Source organism: Picosynechococcus sp. PCC 8807 (assembly GCF_001693295.1).
GTDB lineage: Bacteria > Cyanobacteriota > Cyanobacteriia > Cyanobacteriales > MRBY01 > MRBY01.
In genome coordinates this window covers 516,447-532,336 of sequence record NZ_CP016483.1, presented here as the reverse complement: position 1 = coordinate 532,336, position 15,890 = coordinate 516,447, and the positions used below count along the sequence as shown (strand labels likewise).

Genomic DNA, 15,890 nt, shown 5'->3' with positions numbered 1-15,890 from the left:
TTATGAATTTCTTTAGCGAAAGATGTCGAAATGTTCTGGAGAACGGATGTTGTAAAGCGTCCTTTGCTTTTAGTCAACGGCCCACCAACCGAAGCCAGGGCCAATAATTCGCACGGTAAGCCACAGTACAACCATGAGACCAATGCCAATCCAGGCACCTTTGGTGGTCAGATTATAAGCTTGTTCTGCTTGGGTTTTGGTGAGGGGTAACCAGGGGTAAATGCGCTGTTCTTTACCATAGTTTTCCTCCATGGATTTCTTGCGGCGCTTTGCTTCTCCCATTGTTTTTTTGTCCTAACTGTTTGAATGGCTTGCATTGTGGGTACTGCGATCGCCATCATATCAAAGTGGCCCTCGGCGATCGCCCTTATGGCAACCAATTTAAAGCAACTTAATCAATTAAGGCCTTCAGCAGCACTTCCGGGAGAGACATGGCCGTCATTTCATCGATGGTGATGGTATCGACAATATCAAACTTCGCCCCAGCCTGACCTAGTTGATCATCGAGGGCTTTGAGATAGGCCTTAGCCTTACGATCTTGGCCCACTTGAATCAGCGAGATCCCGATTTCTTCATCCCGCTCAATTTTATTGGCGGCATCGATAATCACCCGCATCACGGCTTTACTGTCGTCCGGCTCCCCATCGGTAATCACCAAAAATGTTTCACCGTTGGGTTTGGCTTCCCCTCGTTCTTTCCGTTGGAAATAGTTATCGAGGGCATCTTGCAAAACTGCCGCCAAGTCCGTCCGTCCCATGGGCTCATTTTCAGCGTAAACTTGGGTCACTTTATCGGCAGTGACATTGTCGTAACGCCGGAATCGCCCGGAAAACAAGTAGACCGTAATGCCATCGGGGTCAATTTTTTCGCAGGTTTGGGCAAGGGCAAGGGTAGAGTCTTGGGCTGCATCCCAGCGGGTTTTGTCAGAGGTGGGCAGATCGCAGGTGTACATACTGCCACTTTTATCGATGATGAGGGTATAGTCGCGATTTTCGACTAAAGAAATTTCTGCAAGATCTACCATGGGCCTTCTCCGTCACAGGTGGGGTTTTGGGGTTCCCCCTGCTTTAGCCTAGCGAATTTCTCCAGAAAAAACGGGCTCAGTAACAATAGTTTTTGGACATTTCACAACAAATAAAGTTTGGGTGACATCTTCCAGACACTGAGTTAAAGATTACAAGGTTAAACGACAATTTAAGATGCGCCTAACTGGGTGGCGATCGCCTTAATTTTTTCCATTGGCGCATCGGTTTTCAGCGCTTGGGGATTAATGTGGGTGCGACTGGCTTGGAAACCTTGCGCCTGGAGACTATTCAGTAGCGAATCTAATTTCGGCAGATCGATTTTGGCCCGGGCACCAATCTCTTTTAAAGGGAAAAAATAGGGGGGTAAATCATTTTCTAAGGCCATCGTTTCTAGAACCTTGACCACATCCTGCCAGTGCCAGCGTTGGGCGATCGCTAACATTTGCCGTAAATAATCCGGGTGGTGCAGCTTGCCTAACCACATCGGGCCACTGAGGGTTAAGGGCAAATCGTCATGGGCACAGGTCGCCTGGGAGAGTTTACGCCATGTCGGTAGGCCATAGGTGCCGCAGTGGTGACAATAGCCGAGGAAGCCGTAGTTTGTCTCCGTGAGGGTAGGTTTACGGGTCAAACGGGCCATAATCCGGCAAGTATCTCCCCAAAACAACGAAAAAATTGGCTCAATGCCGAAATTTCGCTGGGCTGCCTGTTGGGCGAGGCTCCCTAACAAGAGGCGTAGGCCCTGTTCCTGGACGGCGGGATGCGATCGCCCATAGGCTCCATATTGCCGCAAGGCTCGCTGGGGTTCCCGACCGCTGTAGGTTCGACCATCGGTGCTGGTCAGATACATCAATCCGCCCAGGGTCGTCACGGTGAGGGCATCCTGGACGAAGGCTGACCCAGACCCGAAGGCATCAAAATCAACCAGATCATAGCGATCGCCCATTAAAGACCGTTCCAAACAAAGCTGCCGCAGGGAAAGCACACTAATGCACCGTTGGGCCGCGGGAATTCGCCGCAAATTCGTGGTCAATGTCTCCAGGAGATCTGGGTTTCCTTCATTGGCCCAGACCCAATCGGCTTGGGCTTCTTGGTAGTATCGGAGCGATCGCACCCCCGTCGCTGATAGGCCATCTAGAACCCGCAATTGCCCTTGATTTTGCCGATAGACTGCCGCCGCTAATACCCCTAAATCTCGCACAATGCGGCTGTGGGCCCGGTAGAATCCCCCATCTACCTGAAATTGTATCGACCGCTCTTCAACCAGTTGCACCACAACGCCACCTACTCAGGGATGGTGATGTCAACAGGTTTAATCGTCTCAAACAGACTGCTTAGGGGAGGATCCATGGCGGCGGCATTGCCCACCACCAACACCGTTAGTTGTTCCGGTTTGAGGTAGGTTTGGGCCACCCGTTGTACATCTTCAATGGTGGTTGCTTCCACTTCCCGTTGGTACTGGAAAATAAAATCTTCCGGGTAGCCATAGTACTCGTAGCGCATGAGGCGAGACAGGGTTTGACCTGGATCTTCAAAATTAAAGACAAAGGAATTCAGAATCGAATCCTTGGCATAGGCGAGTTCGGCGGGGGTAATCAGTTCCGTTTGTAGTCGCTTGATTTCCCCTTTCATGGCCGTGATAAAGGGCACCGTCGCCTCGGTACGGGTCGATCCCCCGGCGATAAATTGACCGTCGTAGTCATAACGGGGACTCCACACGCCATATACAGAATAGGCGAGGCCCTGGCGGGAGCGAATTTCGTTAAAAAGCCGCCCCCCAAAGCCATTAATCACACCATTCATCACAGAGAGTTCTGGATAATCAGGGTTACTCAATTGTCCCCCCTGGTGGCCGATCAAAATGCTGCTTTGGGTCAGTTGGGATTGATCAACGAGGAAAGCGCCACTTTGGGCGGGTTGGGTGACAGCGGGTGGAGCAAGGTCAGGACTGGGACTGGGGTTACGCCAGGGGCCGAATTTAGCGGCAATTTTTGCTTTGGTGGCTTCTACGTCGATGTCACCGACAATGCCGAGGATCATTTGGTCAGGGCGGATATAGCTGCGGTAGAAGTTAAATAAATCGACCCGGTCAATGTTATCGAGGGTGGCATATTCGACGGTGCGGGCGTAGGGACTATCGGCACCGTAAATCAGTTTGTCAAATTCCCGGGCGGCGATCGCATCGGGTTCATCGTTACGGCGGGCAATACCTCCGGCGGTTTGTCGTTTCGCGAGATCGAGTTTGTCCTGGGGGAAAGCAGGTTGCTGGAGCACTTCGGCAAATAGATCAAAGACGAGTGCAAAATCTTCTTTGAGGGCACTAAAAGAAGCACTACCAGAAGCTTCCCCGATGCTGGTCTCAATGCTGGCAGCCCGTTGTTCAAGGATGTTATTTAAGGTGTCAGCGGGATGTTTGAGGGTGCCCCCACTGCGCATCACGGTGCCTGTGATACTGCCGAGGCCCACTTTGTCTGCGGGTTCCAGGCGGGAGCCAGTGCGAATCACCATAGATCCCCCCACCAAGGGCAGCGTGTGATCTTCCATGAGATAGACCACCATCCCGTTTTCTAGTTCGTAGCGTTCGTAATCGGGGAGGGTGATTTCGGGTAGGGGAGGAAATTCTAACTCACTGTAATCTTTGGGGGTGAGGGCGATCGCCGGACTGGGGAGCAGTTGTACCGTCACTAAACCGACAAAAAATAAAGTCCAACCGCGTCGGTATAATTTCGAGACCAGGAGACGCATCTTTTTGAGTTGGGGATTTTTCATCGATTTTGTGAGATTGAAGGGCTTCTATGGATTTTAGCAGGGCTGTCCTGGGGATGGGCAGCTAACTCAGCTCGGCAACTTTTTGGTTTTCAATGAGGGTGACATTGCGCAGTAGATCCTCGACGGTAACCCGCAAGGTGCGATCGCCATCGACGAGAAATTGCAACTTAATGCGGTCGGTGCCGGGATAGCCCACGGGGTCGAGCTTGGCAATGGTGCGCGCCCCCTCTCGGTCGTTGAGGGGTTTAACGTTGGTTTGGCTAGCTCCCAGTTGTTGGGTCACGAGGCGATCGCCATCGAAATAAACCTCCGTGCCGCTGCTTTGCTCGCCGAGTTCGCCAATGATCAGTTCGATACTAGGCTGTTGATCCATCGACGCCCCCAGGGTAATTTCCAAGGGTTCTGTCATCGGGTAGGGCTGCCCTTGATTGATAATCGGTTGCCAATCGTGGCGGTTCTGGCGGCGGTTCCAATAGCGAATCCCGTAGCTGTGGTAGAGAAAATCTTTGAGTTCAAACCCCTGGGCCAACTGCAACGCCCCACAGGCGATCGCCCCAAAAGGATTATCCCGTTTGATTTTTTCCGTGGGGAAATAACCCTCTAGCCAGCTTTGCACTAGGGGAATTTGGCTTGTGCCTCCCACCAACAGTACCGCTTCAATGTCCTCTTTGCCGACGCCGTTACGGCGGGCCTGTTGCAAGACCTGGGCCAGCAAATCATCGAGTTGAGCAATGAATCCTTGAGTTTCTAAAATCTCCTCAAAGGCCGACCGACTGAGGCTTAACTCATAGCTTTCAAAGGTTTGGTCATTGTAATAAATCTCCGTCGCCTTAGTCTTTTGGGAGAGGGCAATTTTCAACCGTTCAACTAAACGCAAACTCAGGGCATCCTGGGGGAGGTTTTGTTGGGTCTGGAAATATTCAAAGAGCCAATTATCTAAGTCCGAACCACCGAGATTTTTACCTGCTTTTGCCAGCACTTTTGCGGTTTTGACCTTTTGGGTTTTGCTGTCAGCAAAGGATTTGCGACCCCACTTCAAAATAAAGCCCGTCGGTTTAGTTTGGCCCTGGGCGAGATTCAGATCCACCAGGGAAAAGTCCACGGTGCCCCCACCAAAATCCACCACGAGAATTCGTTTCAAATCTTCAGCCAAGGCCCCATAGCCCAAGGCAGCGGCGGTGGGTTCATCTAAAAGCTGAATTTTTTCTAGTTCCGGCAACTGTTCGCAAAGCCGACTCAGCCAGCTCCGATAGGCTTCAAAGCTATCGACGGGCACGGTCAAAACGAGGCTATCAAGGGATTCTCCCTGGGCTTTGAGTTGGGCAAAAATGCCGTTGAGGAAATATTCCCCCATTTTCTCGAAGGTGATCTTTTCACCATCTAGTTCCGGTAAAAAGCCTTGGATTGCGGTGCCAATGCCCCGTTTAAAGTTACAAAAATAGCGGGGATCGGGGCCGCGATCTAAACCGCGATCGCCAATGGCCTGACCGACGACAACCTTTTGTTTAGAAGCATCTTCGATGTATAGCAAACTGGGGATTAGCGGCGGATTTGGCGCAAGCTGCTGAGAGAGGCCGTCGAGCTTCAGAATTTCCGGTGCCCCTTTGGCGGCATTCCACCGGGTCACTAGGGTATTGCTTGTCCCAAAATCCACTGCGATCGCCATAATGATTTCGTGATTTTCTTGAAAGCTAAACTGGACAATTTTTGTATTGTATCGAGTTCGACGGTTTCCGGTCGCCCTGACCCAATCATTCCCGAAAGCACCAGACACCCAGTAGACTAAAACAGCAGCGGTGGCATTGGGGAAGAAAAACTTTGGCCAAACAACGATTAGACCTCCTGTTGGTGGAGCGTAAACTGTGCGAGTCTCGGCAACAGGCCCAACGGGTAATCCGGGCCGGAGAAGTCAAAGTAAAACAGCAGATTGTGGATAAACCAGGCACTTTGGTTCCTGCGGATGTGGACATTGAAGTCCAGGCGAAACCCCCCTTTGTGTCCCGGGGTGGCGAAAAACTAGCGAAGGCGATCGCCCACTTTCAAATCACAGTCAAAGATCGCATTTGTCTAGATGGCGGGATTTCCACCGGTGGCTTTACCGACTGCCTCTTACAAGCCGGTGCCCAACAGGTCTATGGCATTGATGTGGGTTATGGCCAAGTCGCCTGGAAGATCCGCCAAGATCCACGGCTGATCCTCCGGGAGCGCACCAATTTTCGCCATGTGACCCCGGCTGATCTCTACCCAGAAAGTACAAAAAAACCGACCCTAGGGGTGATGGATTTATCTTTTATTTCCTTGACGAAGGTTTTGCCCACCCTCTGGAGCCTTCTGGATGAGCCGAAGGAAGTGATCCTGTTGGTTAAACCCCAATTTGAAGTGGGACGCGCCCAGGTGGGAAAAAATGGCGTTGTCCGCGATCCCCAAGCCCAGGCCCAAGCAATCTTTTCGGTACTAGAAGCCGCCCAACAACTGGGTTGGCACCCCCAAGGGCTGACCTATTCGCCGATCACTGGCCCCGCCGGAAATGTGGAATATCTGCTGTGGTTAAGTACAGATACTCCCCAAATTAACCTCGATTTAGAGGCTCTAAAACAGCTCACCAAAACGGCGATCGCCACCCTCAGTAAACCAGCCAATTCAGACGAGCAGACAACTGAAAATACTAAAGAATAAACTTAAAATCACGCGTTAAAATTGCGCGAAAGTTTCCCGGGACGGATCTGGGTTAGACGATTTTCTCAAGCGTTGCTCCTTGCTTGCCGCCTCCCCTTCACTGAGTTGTTTCCCTTGAATGCGCACAAGAATTTTTGGCCCAGAGGTTGCCAAGCGGAACACGAGACCATCCTTAGCCACACATTGTTCAACCCGTTGATCCTCGATGTAGGTGCCGTTGGTGCCAAGATTAACAATGGACCATTCTTCTCCCTCTAGTCGCAGTTCAACATGGTGGCGAGAAACCACTGCACTGTAGAGAACCACATCATTATCAGTTGAACGGCCAATACTGATCGTGGTTTCGGTCTCAAAAGACCAATTTTGCATCGGAGTAGCTTGGATGGGATGAAGTAAGGTCAGAATAATCACGGATTAACAAGGGTTTGCGGATGGGGCACGGCACTAGAAAAAACGAAAATTTTAGAGATGCGGCTCGTGAAATAAAGACTTTTGACCCTATTTTACCCTTAAGGGTAGTCGAACTTACCGATTAGATTATCTTTCCTCGCCCAAGATGATCTCAGAAAATTTGATGTCCGTAACACTGATGAGATCAAGAAAATCAAAGAAAAAACACCACACTTGATCCTTGGTATTAAAAAACCCCCTACGGCTGTGTGGAGCACTGCTGCTATCCGTCGCTGTAGAGGGCTTGACTGTGGTGATGACGTTTGATGAGGGAACGATTAGCTATGACTGACAGGGTTTTCTGCAATATTCAGCACTTGGGAAGTCAGCCTAAAATTTGTGCGCATACAGTACCTCCGCGTCACAGATGTAAGTGATCCCTGAATAGTCATCGAAAAACTGGGCGGCAACCTCATCCGAAATCTTTAGAGCCATCTCTCGACTAGCGGTCAGTACCTCAATTTTTACATTCGAGGAAGTGTCAGAGACGTTGGGCTGTCCCGATGAGCGCACGTTGCGGCTCCCTTTACCGCCGGCGGGCACCACCGTGTAACCGGTTGCTCCAACACCATCGATAATTTTGGCGATTTTTTTGAGTAATAATTTTTCTGTAACGATGACGAGCTTAATGGCTTGCTGAGTCATGGGGGGTTCCTCTTGACGCGTGATGTATGGCGAGTCGAAAAAAATTGTCGCTTTTCTATTAAAAATATGGGTTGCGACAATCAAAGACAAGACTCTATGGTTTTGTCTTAAACCATATCTTTAAGTCTATGCCAAAGGATACCCTCTATTGGAAAGGATTGATTTAGATTAATCGAAGCATTTTATAAAAAACGCTTATCCCTTTAGTGCCGCGATCGCCTTTTAATCACTGGTTTGAACGCTGTTTGCAATGGAACCCGTCAAATCCTAATTCATCGTCTAACGACAAGCCAGCCCTTGAGAATCACCCTCGTCACAGCAGATATTTTTCTAACGGATGTTGGCCTCGTAAGTTGATCTAATCCACGGATACAGATCTAGGAAAGTTACGCATAGCATGGCCATTTAGATTCGATTCATAAGCTTGGGTTATCAAAAGATTCAGCAAGTTTAAGGCGATTTTTAACAAAAAAGGCCACTTGTTGACCCGGCATTGTATAGACTAAAAAACATGGCATTCACTCAATCCATAGGCTTATTTCTATGGATTGGGCTTACTCAACTATTTAAAAAATTCAACTTAAAGTCGCCATGGATATTGCATTGGTGGTTGTTGGCTACGTTCTCTGTTTTAAACGGGCACGTGATTGTTCGGAAATACATACAAACAGCATGGAGTAAAAAGCAATGAAAAAATTTGACGCGAGACCATCGCAACCCACCTTAAATGCAGATGAGGGGTGGGTAGTGCAAGTGTATGGTAGTGACCGCCGCTTACTTTGCGTTTTAGAGCCTTCCCACGGTTGGATGTTTTTGATCGGTTGTGGGGTTGGTTTACTGCTTTCTGTTATCTGGGTGAACATTGCCCCTTACAGTCCCCCTTTAGAAAGTCCTGCACCGGAACAGTCTCCTGCTTTGCAAGTGGACTAAATTCTCCCCTTGGAGGCACTCAATACAGCGAGAAATAAATCAAGGGATAGCTTGGTTGCACGAACAATAGGCGATCGCCATTTACTTGAACACCATTCACCTTAACTAGGAGCAATGAAGACAATAGAAAAGAAAAACTTATGAATTAAATTTGACATTGCGTATCAAATCCAGGCTGAAAAACGTAAAAATCTGCGCAATTCAAGATAGACTTAAGCACATAGAAATTTGGGTGTTAATAGAGCTAAATCTATAAAAGCCCGATAACAGATTTTCGCATCGTACCCGCGCTGTAGGTGTGAAGCTCTGCAGCCTTACTATTCAAAGCTCACAATTACCGCTCTTCATGGGAGGAAGCGGAAGGAGGTATTAGTGGATTTTTTGTCCGATTTTTTGACGAAATTTGGGTCGCAGTTGCAGTCCCCGACGCTCGGCTTTTTAATTGGCGGTATTGTCATTGCCGCCTTCGGTAGCCGACTTACAATCCCCGATGCAGTGTATAAGTTCATCGTTTTTATGCTGCTCATCAAAGTCGGTTTGAGCGGCGGTATTGCGATTCGTAATGCCAATATCACGGAGATGCTCTTGCCTGCGTTATTTGCTGTGCTCATGGGCATTCTGATCGTTTTTATTGGGCGTTTTACCTTAGCAAAGCTGCCAGGTATTAGGACCGTAGATGCAGTGGCAACTGCCGGCTTGTTTGGGGCAGTGAGTGGTTCGACCCTTGCTGCTGGAATCACGGTTATGGAAGGGCAAGGTGTTTTCTACGAACCTTGGGCAGCGGCACTTTATCCTTTTATGGATATTCCCGCCCTGGTGACAGCGATTGTTGTAGCCAGTCTTTATAAGAGCAAGCAGCGCGAGGTTGAAGCCGATGATTTCAGCAAACAACCCGTTGTCGCTGGTGAATATTCTGGTGAACCCGTTTATCCCACCACGAGGCAGGAATATCTGGGTCAAAAGCGTGGTAAGGCTACTAATCGGGTTGAAATTTGGCCCATTGTTAAGGAAAGTCTCCAGGGTTCTGCCCTATCAGCATTGTTGCTTGGTCTTGCTCTCGGTTTATTGACTCGGCCGGAAAGTGTCTTTGAAAGTTTCTATGAGCCCCTCTTCCGTGGTTTCCTTTCGATTTTGATGCTGGTGATGGGGATGGAAGCTTGGTCTAGGCTTGGGGAACTGCGCAAAGTTGCTCAATGGTACGCTGTCTATGCGTTTATTGCGCCGCTACTCCATGGGTTTATTGCCTTCGGTCTCGGCATGATCGCCCACTATGTTACAGGGTTCAGTCCTGGTGGTGTTGCCCTCTTAGCGATTATTGCGGCCTCTAGTTCGGACATCTCCGGGCCACCTACTTTACGGGCTGGGATTCCGTCTGCCAACCCTTCTGCTTACATCGGTTCGTCTACGGCCATCGGTACTCCTGTGGCGATCGCCATCGGCATTCCTCTCTATATTGGTCTTGCCCAAGCAATTATGGGTGGCTGATCTAAAATCGGTCATCGTCAAATAATCCAGAATTTCGATCATGGTCTGCATTGTCTCCGGTCAATCGTCGGGCGATCGCAAAAAATAAACACTAGCAAGTCGAGGTTTAGCCTCGGCTTTTTTTGTTGCAGGGGTCAAAGTTTTGGCTTCAGAGGAGATTCCACTAGGGTTTAAGCGAGCGAGAAGGGTGTCTTTTGGGAAGCTTGATTTTTGTGAAGTCTTTGGTAGCTGTATGACTTGTTACAGCTTCAGTCGCTCAATGCTTGATACATCTAGCTAGCTGGGACGATTGAAGCACAGAAGGCAGTGGTCTGTTTGGCGATCGCCTGAACTGTAGCTTGATCTTTGGCCCCACTTCACAGCAGGTTCGAGGGTAATGGCATGGTAAATAGTCTAGAAGGTTACAACCCCGGAGATTTTTATGATGAGCTTTTTGCGGAGCAGGGGATACCACGACCAGCCGCTGCGGCGTTGATTCAGCATATTGGTAAGTTCCCCCTCAACGTCCTGGAACAACAACAAAAATCTGCGCAAAATATGTTGTTCAAGTTGGGCGTGACCTTCAATGTTTACAGCGATAACCAGGGGACAGAGCGGATTTTTCCCTTTGATGTGATTCCCCGGATCATTGCCCAGACGGAGTGGGACTGGCTCGAAAAAGGCTTACAACAGCGCATTGAAGCGTTAAATCATTTCCTTGACGATATTTACAATGAACAGCGCATTATCAAGGATCAAGTGATTCCGCGCCATGTGGTGGAATCAGCGTCAGGCTACTTGAAACCCTGCATTGGCCTCAAACCCCCCAAGGGCAAATGGTGTCACATTACGGGTACTGATTTGGTGCGCGATCGCCAGGGGCAATGGTATGTCCTCGAAGATAACCTCCGTTGTCCGTCGGGGGTTTCCTACGTTCTCGAAAATCGTCGGGTGATGAAAAGTCTTTTTCCGAGCTTTTTTAATACCCTAAAGATTCAACCCGTCGATGACTATCCGGGACAATTGCTAAATCTGTTAATGAATTTGGCCCCCGATCACATTGCCGATCCCTGCGTTGTGGTGCTGACACCAGGCATTTACAACTCTGCCTATTTTGAACATTCTTACCTCGCCCAGCAAATGGGGTGTGAGTTGGTCGAAGGGCGAGATTTGGTCGTGGTGGATGGCTATTTACAGATGCGCACCACCAAGGGATTGCAACGGATTGATGTGATTTATCGGCGCATTGATGATGACTTTTTAGACCCGTTTGTTTTTCGCTCGGATTCGGTGCTTGGGGTGCCGGGCCTGATGGAAGTCTACCGCCAAGGACGGGTGGCGATCGCCAACGCGCCAGGAACAGGGATCGCCGATGACAAAATGGTTTACGGCTACGTTCCCCAGATGATCCGCTACTACCTTGGCGAAGACCAAATTTTGCCCAATGTCGAGACTTATTTTTGTGAAGATCCCCAGCAGCAATCCCATGTGTTGAACCATTTAGACGAGCTTGTGGTGAAGGCCACAGATGCCTCCGGGGGCTATGGGATGTTGGTCGGCCCCCATGCCAGCCCCACCGAACGGGAACAATTTAAAGGCTATATCAAAGCTAACCCCAGAAAATATATCGCCCAACCCACATTATGTTTATCGCGAGTCCCGACCCTAATTGATGGCGCATTTGTCGGCTGTCACGTGGATCTGCGGCCCTTTATCCTCAACGGTGGCGATCGCACCTATGTTAACCCCGGTGGCCTGACCCGTGTCGCCCTCAAACAAGGCTCCCTAGTCGTTAACTCATCCCAAGGGGGCGGCAGCAAAGATACCTGGGTGATTAATACCAAGGCCGCCTAAAAAAATTACGCCAAACTGCAAACTCCCTACTACACCCTATCCCTAAGCAAATTCGAGGAGTAAAGATCCACCATGTTGAGTCGTGTTGCTGATTCTATTTATTGGCTCAATCGTTACGTCGAACGGGCCGAAAATGTTGCTCGCTTTGTGGAGGTCAATTTAACCCTCTTGTTGGATACGACAACCACCACCAACTATTGGCAAGCTCTGATCACCACCACAGGAGATTCTGCTCTATTCCGCGAGTCCTATGGCGAAGCCACCAGCGAAAATGTCCTGCAATTTTTAACCTTTGATCAGAACTACCCCAGTTCAATTGTGTCCTGTCTCAAACGGGCGCGGGAAAATGCCCACGCTGTCCGGGCCAATATTTCTTCTGAAATGTGGGAACAGCTCAACGAGCTTTATCACACAGTACAACGGGCCGCGAGTCAGCCCATGACCCTAGAGGAGCGTTATCAATTTTATCCTGCCATTCGCATGGGGAGTCATCTGTTTGCGGGCATTATGGAAGCGACAATGTCCCACAATGAAGGCTGGCACTTTGGCCAGTTAGGGCGTCTCCTGGAGCGGGCAGATAAAACAGCGCGAATCCTTGATGTGAAATACTTTATCCTCTTGCCTTCTTTGCAGGATGTAGGGAGTCCTTTAGATAATTTGCAGTGGATTGCCCTGCTCAAATCTGCCAGTGCCTACGAGATGTACCGCAAACGCCAACATCGGATTACCCCAGAGAATGTAGCCGCCTTTTTGATCTTGGATGCACAGTTTCCCCGGTCGATTTGTTTTTCGTTGCTCGAAGCCCAAAAATCTCTCCATTGCATTGCCGGGACTCCCGTTGGGAGCTGGAGTTGCTCTAGTGAGCGCTCCCTTGGTCGCCTCTGTTCTGCGTTGGACTACATGACGATGGATGAAATTTTTGACCAGGGCCTCCATGAATTTCTTGACGATCTTCAGAGTAAATTGAATCGCGTTGGTCAGGATATTTATGAAGATTTCATCGCTGTCCCCCTGGCGGTTTAGTTTGAATTGACTGTTTACTTTTTTAGGCCTGTGTTGTGCGCTATCAGATTACCCATTCGACCCTCTACACCTATAGTCATCCCGTAGAACTGGGCAGTCATTGTGTCAAATTATGTCCACGCACCGATGGCCAGCAACGGCTCCGGCAGTTTCACTTAGAGGTTGACCCGCTACCCCGGCAGCACACCCGCCTCCTGGATCCAGATGGCAACGTGGCAGATCGCTTCTGGTTTGATCCGCAACCTGTACAGTCCCTAAAGTTCGTCACAACGGCAGAGGTGGAAGTCGTTTGTCAGAATCCCTTTGATTATCTTGCGGCTCCCTGGGCGATCGCCTGCCCCTGGGACTACCCCAGTTCCCTCGCCCTCAGACTTTATCCCTACCGACAACTCACCACTCCCCATCCCCGCGTCGTGGAGTTAGCCCAGGATCTCTTGCACCAAGTAGAAGGAAATGCCGGCCTCTTTGTGAGCCAACTGACCCAGCGCATCTATGAAGATTGCCGCTATATCCATCGCCTTGAAGGGGCACCCCAACTTCCTGGGATCACCCTCAGCCAGCGGACAGGTACCTGCCGTGATTTTGCCTTGTTATGGGTTGAGGCCTGTCGAGTCGCTGGTCTAGCGGCACGGTTTGTCAGTGGCTACCAACGGGGCGATGAAACCACAACCCAACATGAACTCCATGCCTGGGGAGAAGTGTATATGCCGGGAGGTGGCTGGCGTGGCTTTGATCCCACCTTGGGTTTAGCGGTCACAGACGGTCATATCGCCGTTGCGGCAACGGGAGATCCCCGACGGGCGGCCCCTGTATCGGGAGATATCCAGAGTCCCTTGGGGAGACCCCAGACGAGCTTGGTTTGCGATATTCGTCTGGTTGATGATGTGCTTTTTTCCCAAACACAATCACAATCGCAATAATTCTCTAGGGTCTATCATCAGTTAAGCCAGAGGATGGCATTAGCGAATCATTTCTATATGCCAAACCCCGTTAACTTGACAGCTTTACGGAAAGCTTTCACCATGAAATCGGTTCAGTTAACTTGAGCAGAATACTTTTTATTTTCTCTCAGTACTGATGGCATTGTTGCCAATCCTAAAATTTTTGTTGAATTATTCTCCTAATTATATTGAGTTTCACTACAAACTGAAGCCACACATTTTATGAGCCAAATTACAGAAACCATTATTAACAGTCTACAAGCCATTTTAAGTATCGGTATTCAACGAATCCCTGGCTTGCTAACTGGAATCATTATTCTATTTTTAACAAGGTATTGCTCGGAAATTTTCCAGAAAATAACCAAAGAAGTTACCGCCAAAACCATCAAAAATCATTCACTACAAATTCTGGCTGACAAAGGCGTTTATGTGGGGACATGGGTTTTAGGTGTTTTATTTGCCTGTGTAGTCGCTTTTCCTGGCCTGAGTTTAGGGGATATTGTTGCCACTTTAGGGGTGGGTTCAATCGCCATTGGTTTTGCGTTTCAGGATATCGTCAAAAACTTTTTTGCGGGGATTATCCTACTGGTTGAGGAGCCTTTTCGCATCGGTGATGAAATTGCAGTCAGTGATTACCAAGGTATTATTGAAGATATCAGCATCCGCACAACGAGCATTCGCACCTATCAGGGGGAAAAAGTCTTGTTACCAAATGCCAGCGTGTTTACTGATGCGGTAATGGTGAAAACAGCTTATCCTAATCGGCGCACTGATCTCGGTGTGGGGGTAGATTACAATACGCCCCTGCCAATGGCCAAGGATTTATTACAGCAAACGATTTGTGATTTGGATGGCGTTTTAGCACAGCCTGCCCCCGAAATTGATCTCGTCAGTTTTGGCGATAGTTCCATTGACTTTATTGTCCGCTATTGGACAACGCCTAAACAAAAAGAAGTTCGTCGCGTCCAAACCCTGGCAATTATTAAGATCAAAGAAGTATTCGACGCAGCTGATATTAATATCCCCTATCCTATTCGCACTTTATATTATTACAATCAGGATAAATACAATGATTATTTGCCCAGCCAATTACCTGCAGGAGATGATACTTAGAAAGCTGATTTGAAAACCGAATATTTAATTTGTTGACTCACACAAAAAATTACTTTAGATACCGATGATTACCTCTGACAAACTGGATAAACCCGATTGGCTCAGTACTATCTTTCAGGTCAAGGGGGCTGTCTTGTCTATGATTTTGCCGCGCATCCTTTTTTTCTGTATTTTGACTGCGGCATTGACATTTATCTACCTCCAGGGTTTACCTATCTATCTTGAGAAACTGGGAGATTTGACCACAAATGTTATTTACAATCTGATTCTGGGTTTGCTCATCGTTTTTCGCACCAACACATCCTACGAGCGTTTTTGGGAAGGGCGAAAAGCATGGGGAGGAATCGTTGTGAATATCCGTAACCTTGCCCAGGAAATTTTGATTGGGATTACGACCTCAACAGAAAAAGAAATACAGGGCAAAAAACAAGCTTTAAATCTACTGCTTGCTTTTGCGATCGCCACCAAGTTGCACCTACGGGGAGACCAAGTAAACGACAGACTAGAAGCATTGGTCGAGCCGGAGCAGGTCACGCAACTGAAAGACTCAAAAAATCGCCCCTTTGATATTCAATTTTGGTTACGCACCTATCTACATCAGCAACTCAAGCTGAAAAATTTTGGGGATGCGCAGCTAAATATGACCACCGGTATGCTGAATAATCTCACGGATAGTGTGAGTGGTTGCGAAAGAATTTTAACCACGCCAATTCCAATTACTTATCGTGTGTATTTGAGACGCTTGATTTTAATTTATTGTTTTGGTTTACCATTCCGCCTGGTGCCAGAGATGACCTGGTGGGCAATTCCGATTGTAGCAGTGGTCAGCTTCTTGCTATTGGGTGTCGAAGAAGTGGCCCGGGAGCTAGAAAATCCCTTTGGTTTTGATGTAAATGATTTGCCCCTAGACGATCTTTGTGACGTGATCGAAGGCAATCTTGAGCGTGTTTCTAGTTTGCATGCCCAAGGGAAAGAATTAGCTGCTGTATCGTGATTGGAG

15 protein-coding genes are annotated in these 15,890 nt (G+C 48.8%); 8 read left to right on the top strand and 7 right to left on the bottom strand.

Annotated features, from left to right (window positions below; translation table 11 throughout):
* Positions 1-69 precede the first annotated feature (69 nt).
* The 5 genes from AWQ24_RS02505 to AWQ24_RS02485 all read right to left on the bottom strand — a co-directional run bounded on the left by AWQ24_RS02505 (position 70) and on the right by AWQ24_RS02485 (position 5,460).
* Positions 70-282, bottom strand: a complete 213-nt coding sequence (locus AWQ24_RS02505) for a DUF2839 domain-containing protein (protein ID WP_065715918.1) — start codon at positions 280-282, stop codon at positions 70-72.
* A gap of 109 nt (positions 283-391) precedes the next feature.
* Positions 392-1,024 carry a VWA domain-containing protein gene (locus tag AWQ24_RS02500; protein ID WP_012306111.1) on the bottom strand — a complete coding sequence of 211 codons (633 nt, stop codon included), beginning with the start codon at positions 1,022-1,024 and terminating at the stop codon, positions 392-394.
* Between the two features lie 170 nt (positions 1,025-1,194).
* The gene (locus AWQ24_RS02495; RefSeq protein ID WP_062432204.1) at positions 1,195-2,301 is read right to left on the bottom strand and encodes a N2,N2-dimethylguanosine tRNA methyltransferase; all 1,107 of its coding nucleotides are present in this window, start codon (positions 2,299-2,301) and stop codon (positions 1,195-1,197) included.
* 8 nt (positions 2,302-2,309) lie between these two features.
* Positions 2,310-3,770 carry a pitrilysin family protein gene (locus AWQ24_RS02490; RefSeq protein WP_045441984.1) on the bottom strand — a complete coding sequence of 487 codons (1,461 nt, stop codon included), beginning with the start codon at positions 3,768-3,770 and terminating at the stop codon, positions 2,310-2,312.
* Positions 3,771-3,855: 85 nt separating this feature from the next.
* Positions 3,856-5,460 (bottom strand): Hsp70 family protein, encoded by a 1,605-nt coding sequence (locus tag AWQ24_RS02485; protein WP_065715917.1) that lies wholly within the window; start codon positions 5,458-5,460, stop codon positions 3,856-3,858.
* A 152-nt stretch (positions 5,461-5,612) separates the two neighbouring features.
* Here AWQ24_RS02485 and AWQ24_RS02480 point away from each other — a divergent pair, with 152 nt between their 5' ends.
* Positions 5,613-6,470: a TlyA family RNA methyltransferase gene (locus AWQ24_RS02480; protein WP_065715916.1), complete on the top strand. Its 858-nt coding sequence runs from the start codon at positions 5,613-5,615 to the stop codon at positions 6,468-6,470.
* Positions 6,471-6,485: 15 nt separating this feature from the next.
* On the opposite strand, the gene AWQ24_RS02475 is transcribed toward AWQ24_RS02480, so the two are convergent.
* Together AWQ24_RS02475 and AWQ24_RS02470 are read right to left on the bottom strand one after the other, a co-directional pair.
* Entirely contained in the window at positions 6,486-6,881 is a 396-nt protein-coding gene (locus AWQ24_RS02475; protein ID WP_065715915.1) for an FHA domain-containing protein, read from the bottom strand.
* Positions 6,882-7,250: 369 nt separating this feature from the next.
* The gene (locus AWQ24_RS02470) at positions 7,251-7,565 is read right to left on the bottom strand and encodes a P-II family nitrogen regulator (protein ID WP_012306104.1); all 315 of its coding nucleotides are present in this window, start codon (positions 7,563-7,565) and stop codon (positions 7,251-7,253) included.
* Positions 7,566-8,252: 687 nt separating this feature from the next.
* Between AWQ24_RS02470 and AWQ24_RS02460 the strand changes: the two genes are divergently transcribed.
* The 7 genes from AWQ24_RS02460 to AWQ24_RS02430 all read left to right on the top strand — a co-directional run bounded on the left by AWQ24_RS02460 (position 8,253) and on the right by AWQ24_RS02430 (position 15,884).
* Positions 8,253-8,495, top strand: coding sequence for a hypothetical protein (locus AWQ24_RS02460; RefSeq protein WP_030007089.1), 243 nt, complete (start codon positions 8,253-8,255; stop codon positions 8,493-8,495).
* A gap of 372 nt (positions 8,496-8,867) precedes the next feature.
* Positions 8,868-9,980 (top strand): sodium-dependent bicarbonate transport family permease, encoded by a 1,113-nt coding sequence (locus tag AWQ24_RS02455; protein ID WP_065715914.1) that lies wholly within the window; start codon positions 8,868-8,870, stop codon positions 9,978-9,980.
* Positions 9,981-10,361: 381 nt separating this feature from the next.
* Entirely contained in the window at positions 10,362-11,813 is a 1,452-nt protein-coding gene (locus tag AWQ24_RS02450; RefSeq protein ID WP_065715913.1) for a circularly permuted type 2 ATP-grasp protein, read from the top strand.
* 72 nt (positions 11,814-11,885) lie between these two features.
* Positions 11,886-12,836 (top strand): alpha-E domain-containing protein, encoded by a 951-nt coding sequence (locus AWQ24_RS02445; RefSeq protein WP_030007086.1) that lies wholly within the window; start codon positions 11,886-11,888, stop codon positions 12,834-12,836.
* 35 nt (positions 12,837-12,871) lie between these two features.
* Positions 12,872-13,756 carry a transglutaminase family protein gene (locus tag AWQ24_RS02440; RefSeq protein WP_065715912.1) on the top strand — a complete coding sequence of 295 codons (885 nt, stop codon included), beginning with the start codon at positions 12,872-12,874 and terminating at the stop codon, positions 13,754-13,756.
* 243 nt (positions 13,757-13,999) lie between these two features.
* A complete protein-coding gene (locus AWQ24_RS02435; protein ID WP_065715911.1) occupies positions 14,000-14,890 on the top strand; it encodes a mechanosensitive ion channel family protein in 891 nt (296 codons plus the stop codon).
* 64 nt (positions 14,891-14,954) lie between these two features.
* Positions 14,955-15,884 (top strand): bestrophin family protein, encoded by a 930-nt coding sequence (locus AWQ24_RS02430; protein ID WP_065715910.1) that lies wholly within the window; start codon positions 14,955-14,957, stop codon positions 15,882-15,884.
* The last annotated feature ends 6 nt before the right edge of the window (positions 15,885-15,890 follow it).

Bases quoted from the DNA above. Each gene is read 5' to 3' on its own strand.
- AWQ24_RS02470 (WP_012306104.1), bottom strand. From the start codon at position 7,565: ATGACTCAGCAAGCCATTAAGCTCGTCATCGTTACAGAAAAATTATTA.
- AWQ24_RS02430 (WP_065715910.1), top strand. From the start codon at position 14,955: ATGATTACCTCTGACAAACTGGATAAACCCGATTGGCTCAGTACTATC.
- AWQ24_RS02445 (WP_030007086.1), top strand. From the start codon at position 11,886: ATGTTGAGTCGTGTTGCTGATTCTATTTATTGGCTCAATCGTTACGTC.
- AWQ24_RS02450 (WP_065715913.1), top strand. From the start codon at position 10,362: ATGGTAAATAGTCTAGAAGGTTACAACCCCGGAGATTTTTATGATGAG.
- AWQ24_RS02500 (WP_012306111.1), bottom strand. From the start codon at position 1,024: ATGGTAGATCTTGCAGAAATTTCTTTAGTCGAAAATCGCGACTATACC.
- AWQ24_RS02490 (WP_045441984.1), bottom strand. From the start codon at position 3,770: ATGCGTCTCCTGGTCTCGAAATTATACCGACGCGGTTGGACTTTATTT.
- AWQ24_RS02485 (WP_065715917.1), bottom strand. From the start codon at position 5,460: ATGGCGATCGCAGTGGATTTTGGGACAAGCAATACCCTAGTGACCCGG.
- AWQ24_RS02460 (WP_030007089.1), top strand. From the start codon at position 8,253: ATGAAAAAATTTGACGCGAGACCATCGCAACCCACCTTAAATGCAGAT.
- AWQ24_RS02435 (WP_065715911.1), top strand. From the start codon at position 14,000: ATGAGCCAAATTACAGAAACCATTATTAACAGTCTACAAGCCATTTTA.
- AWQ24_RS02505 (WP_065715918.1), bottom strand. From the start codon at position 282: ATGGGAGAAGCAAAGCGCCGCAAGAAATCCATGGAGGAAAACTATGGT.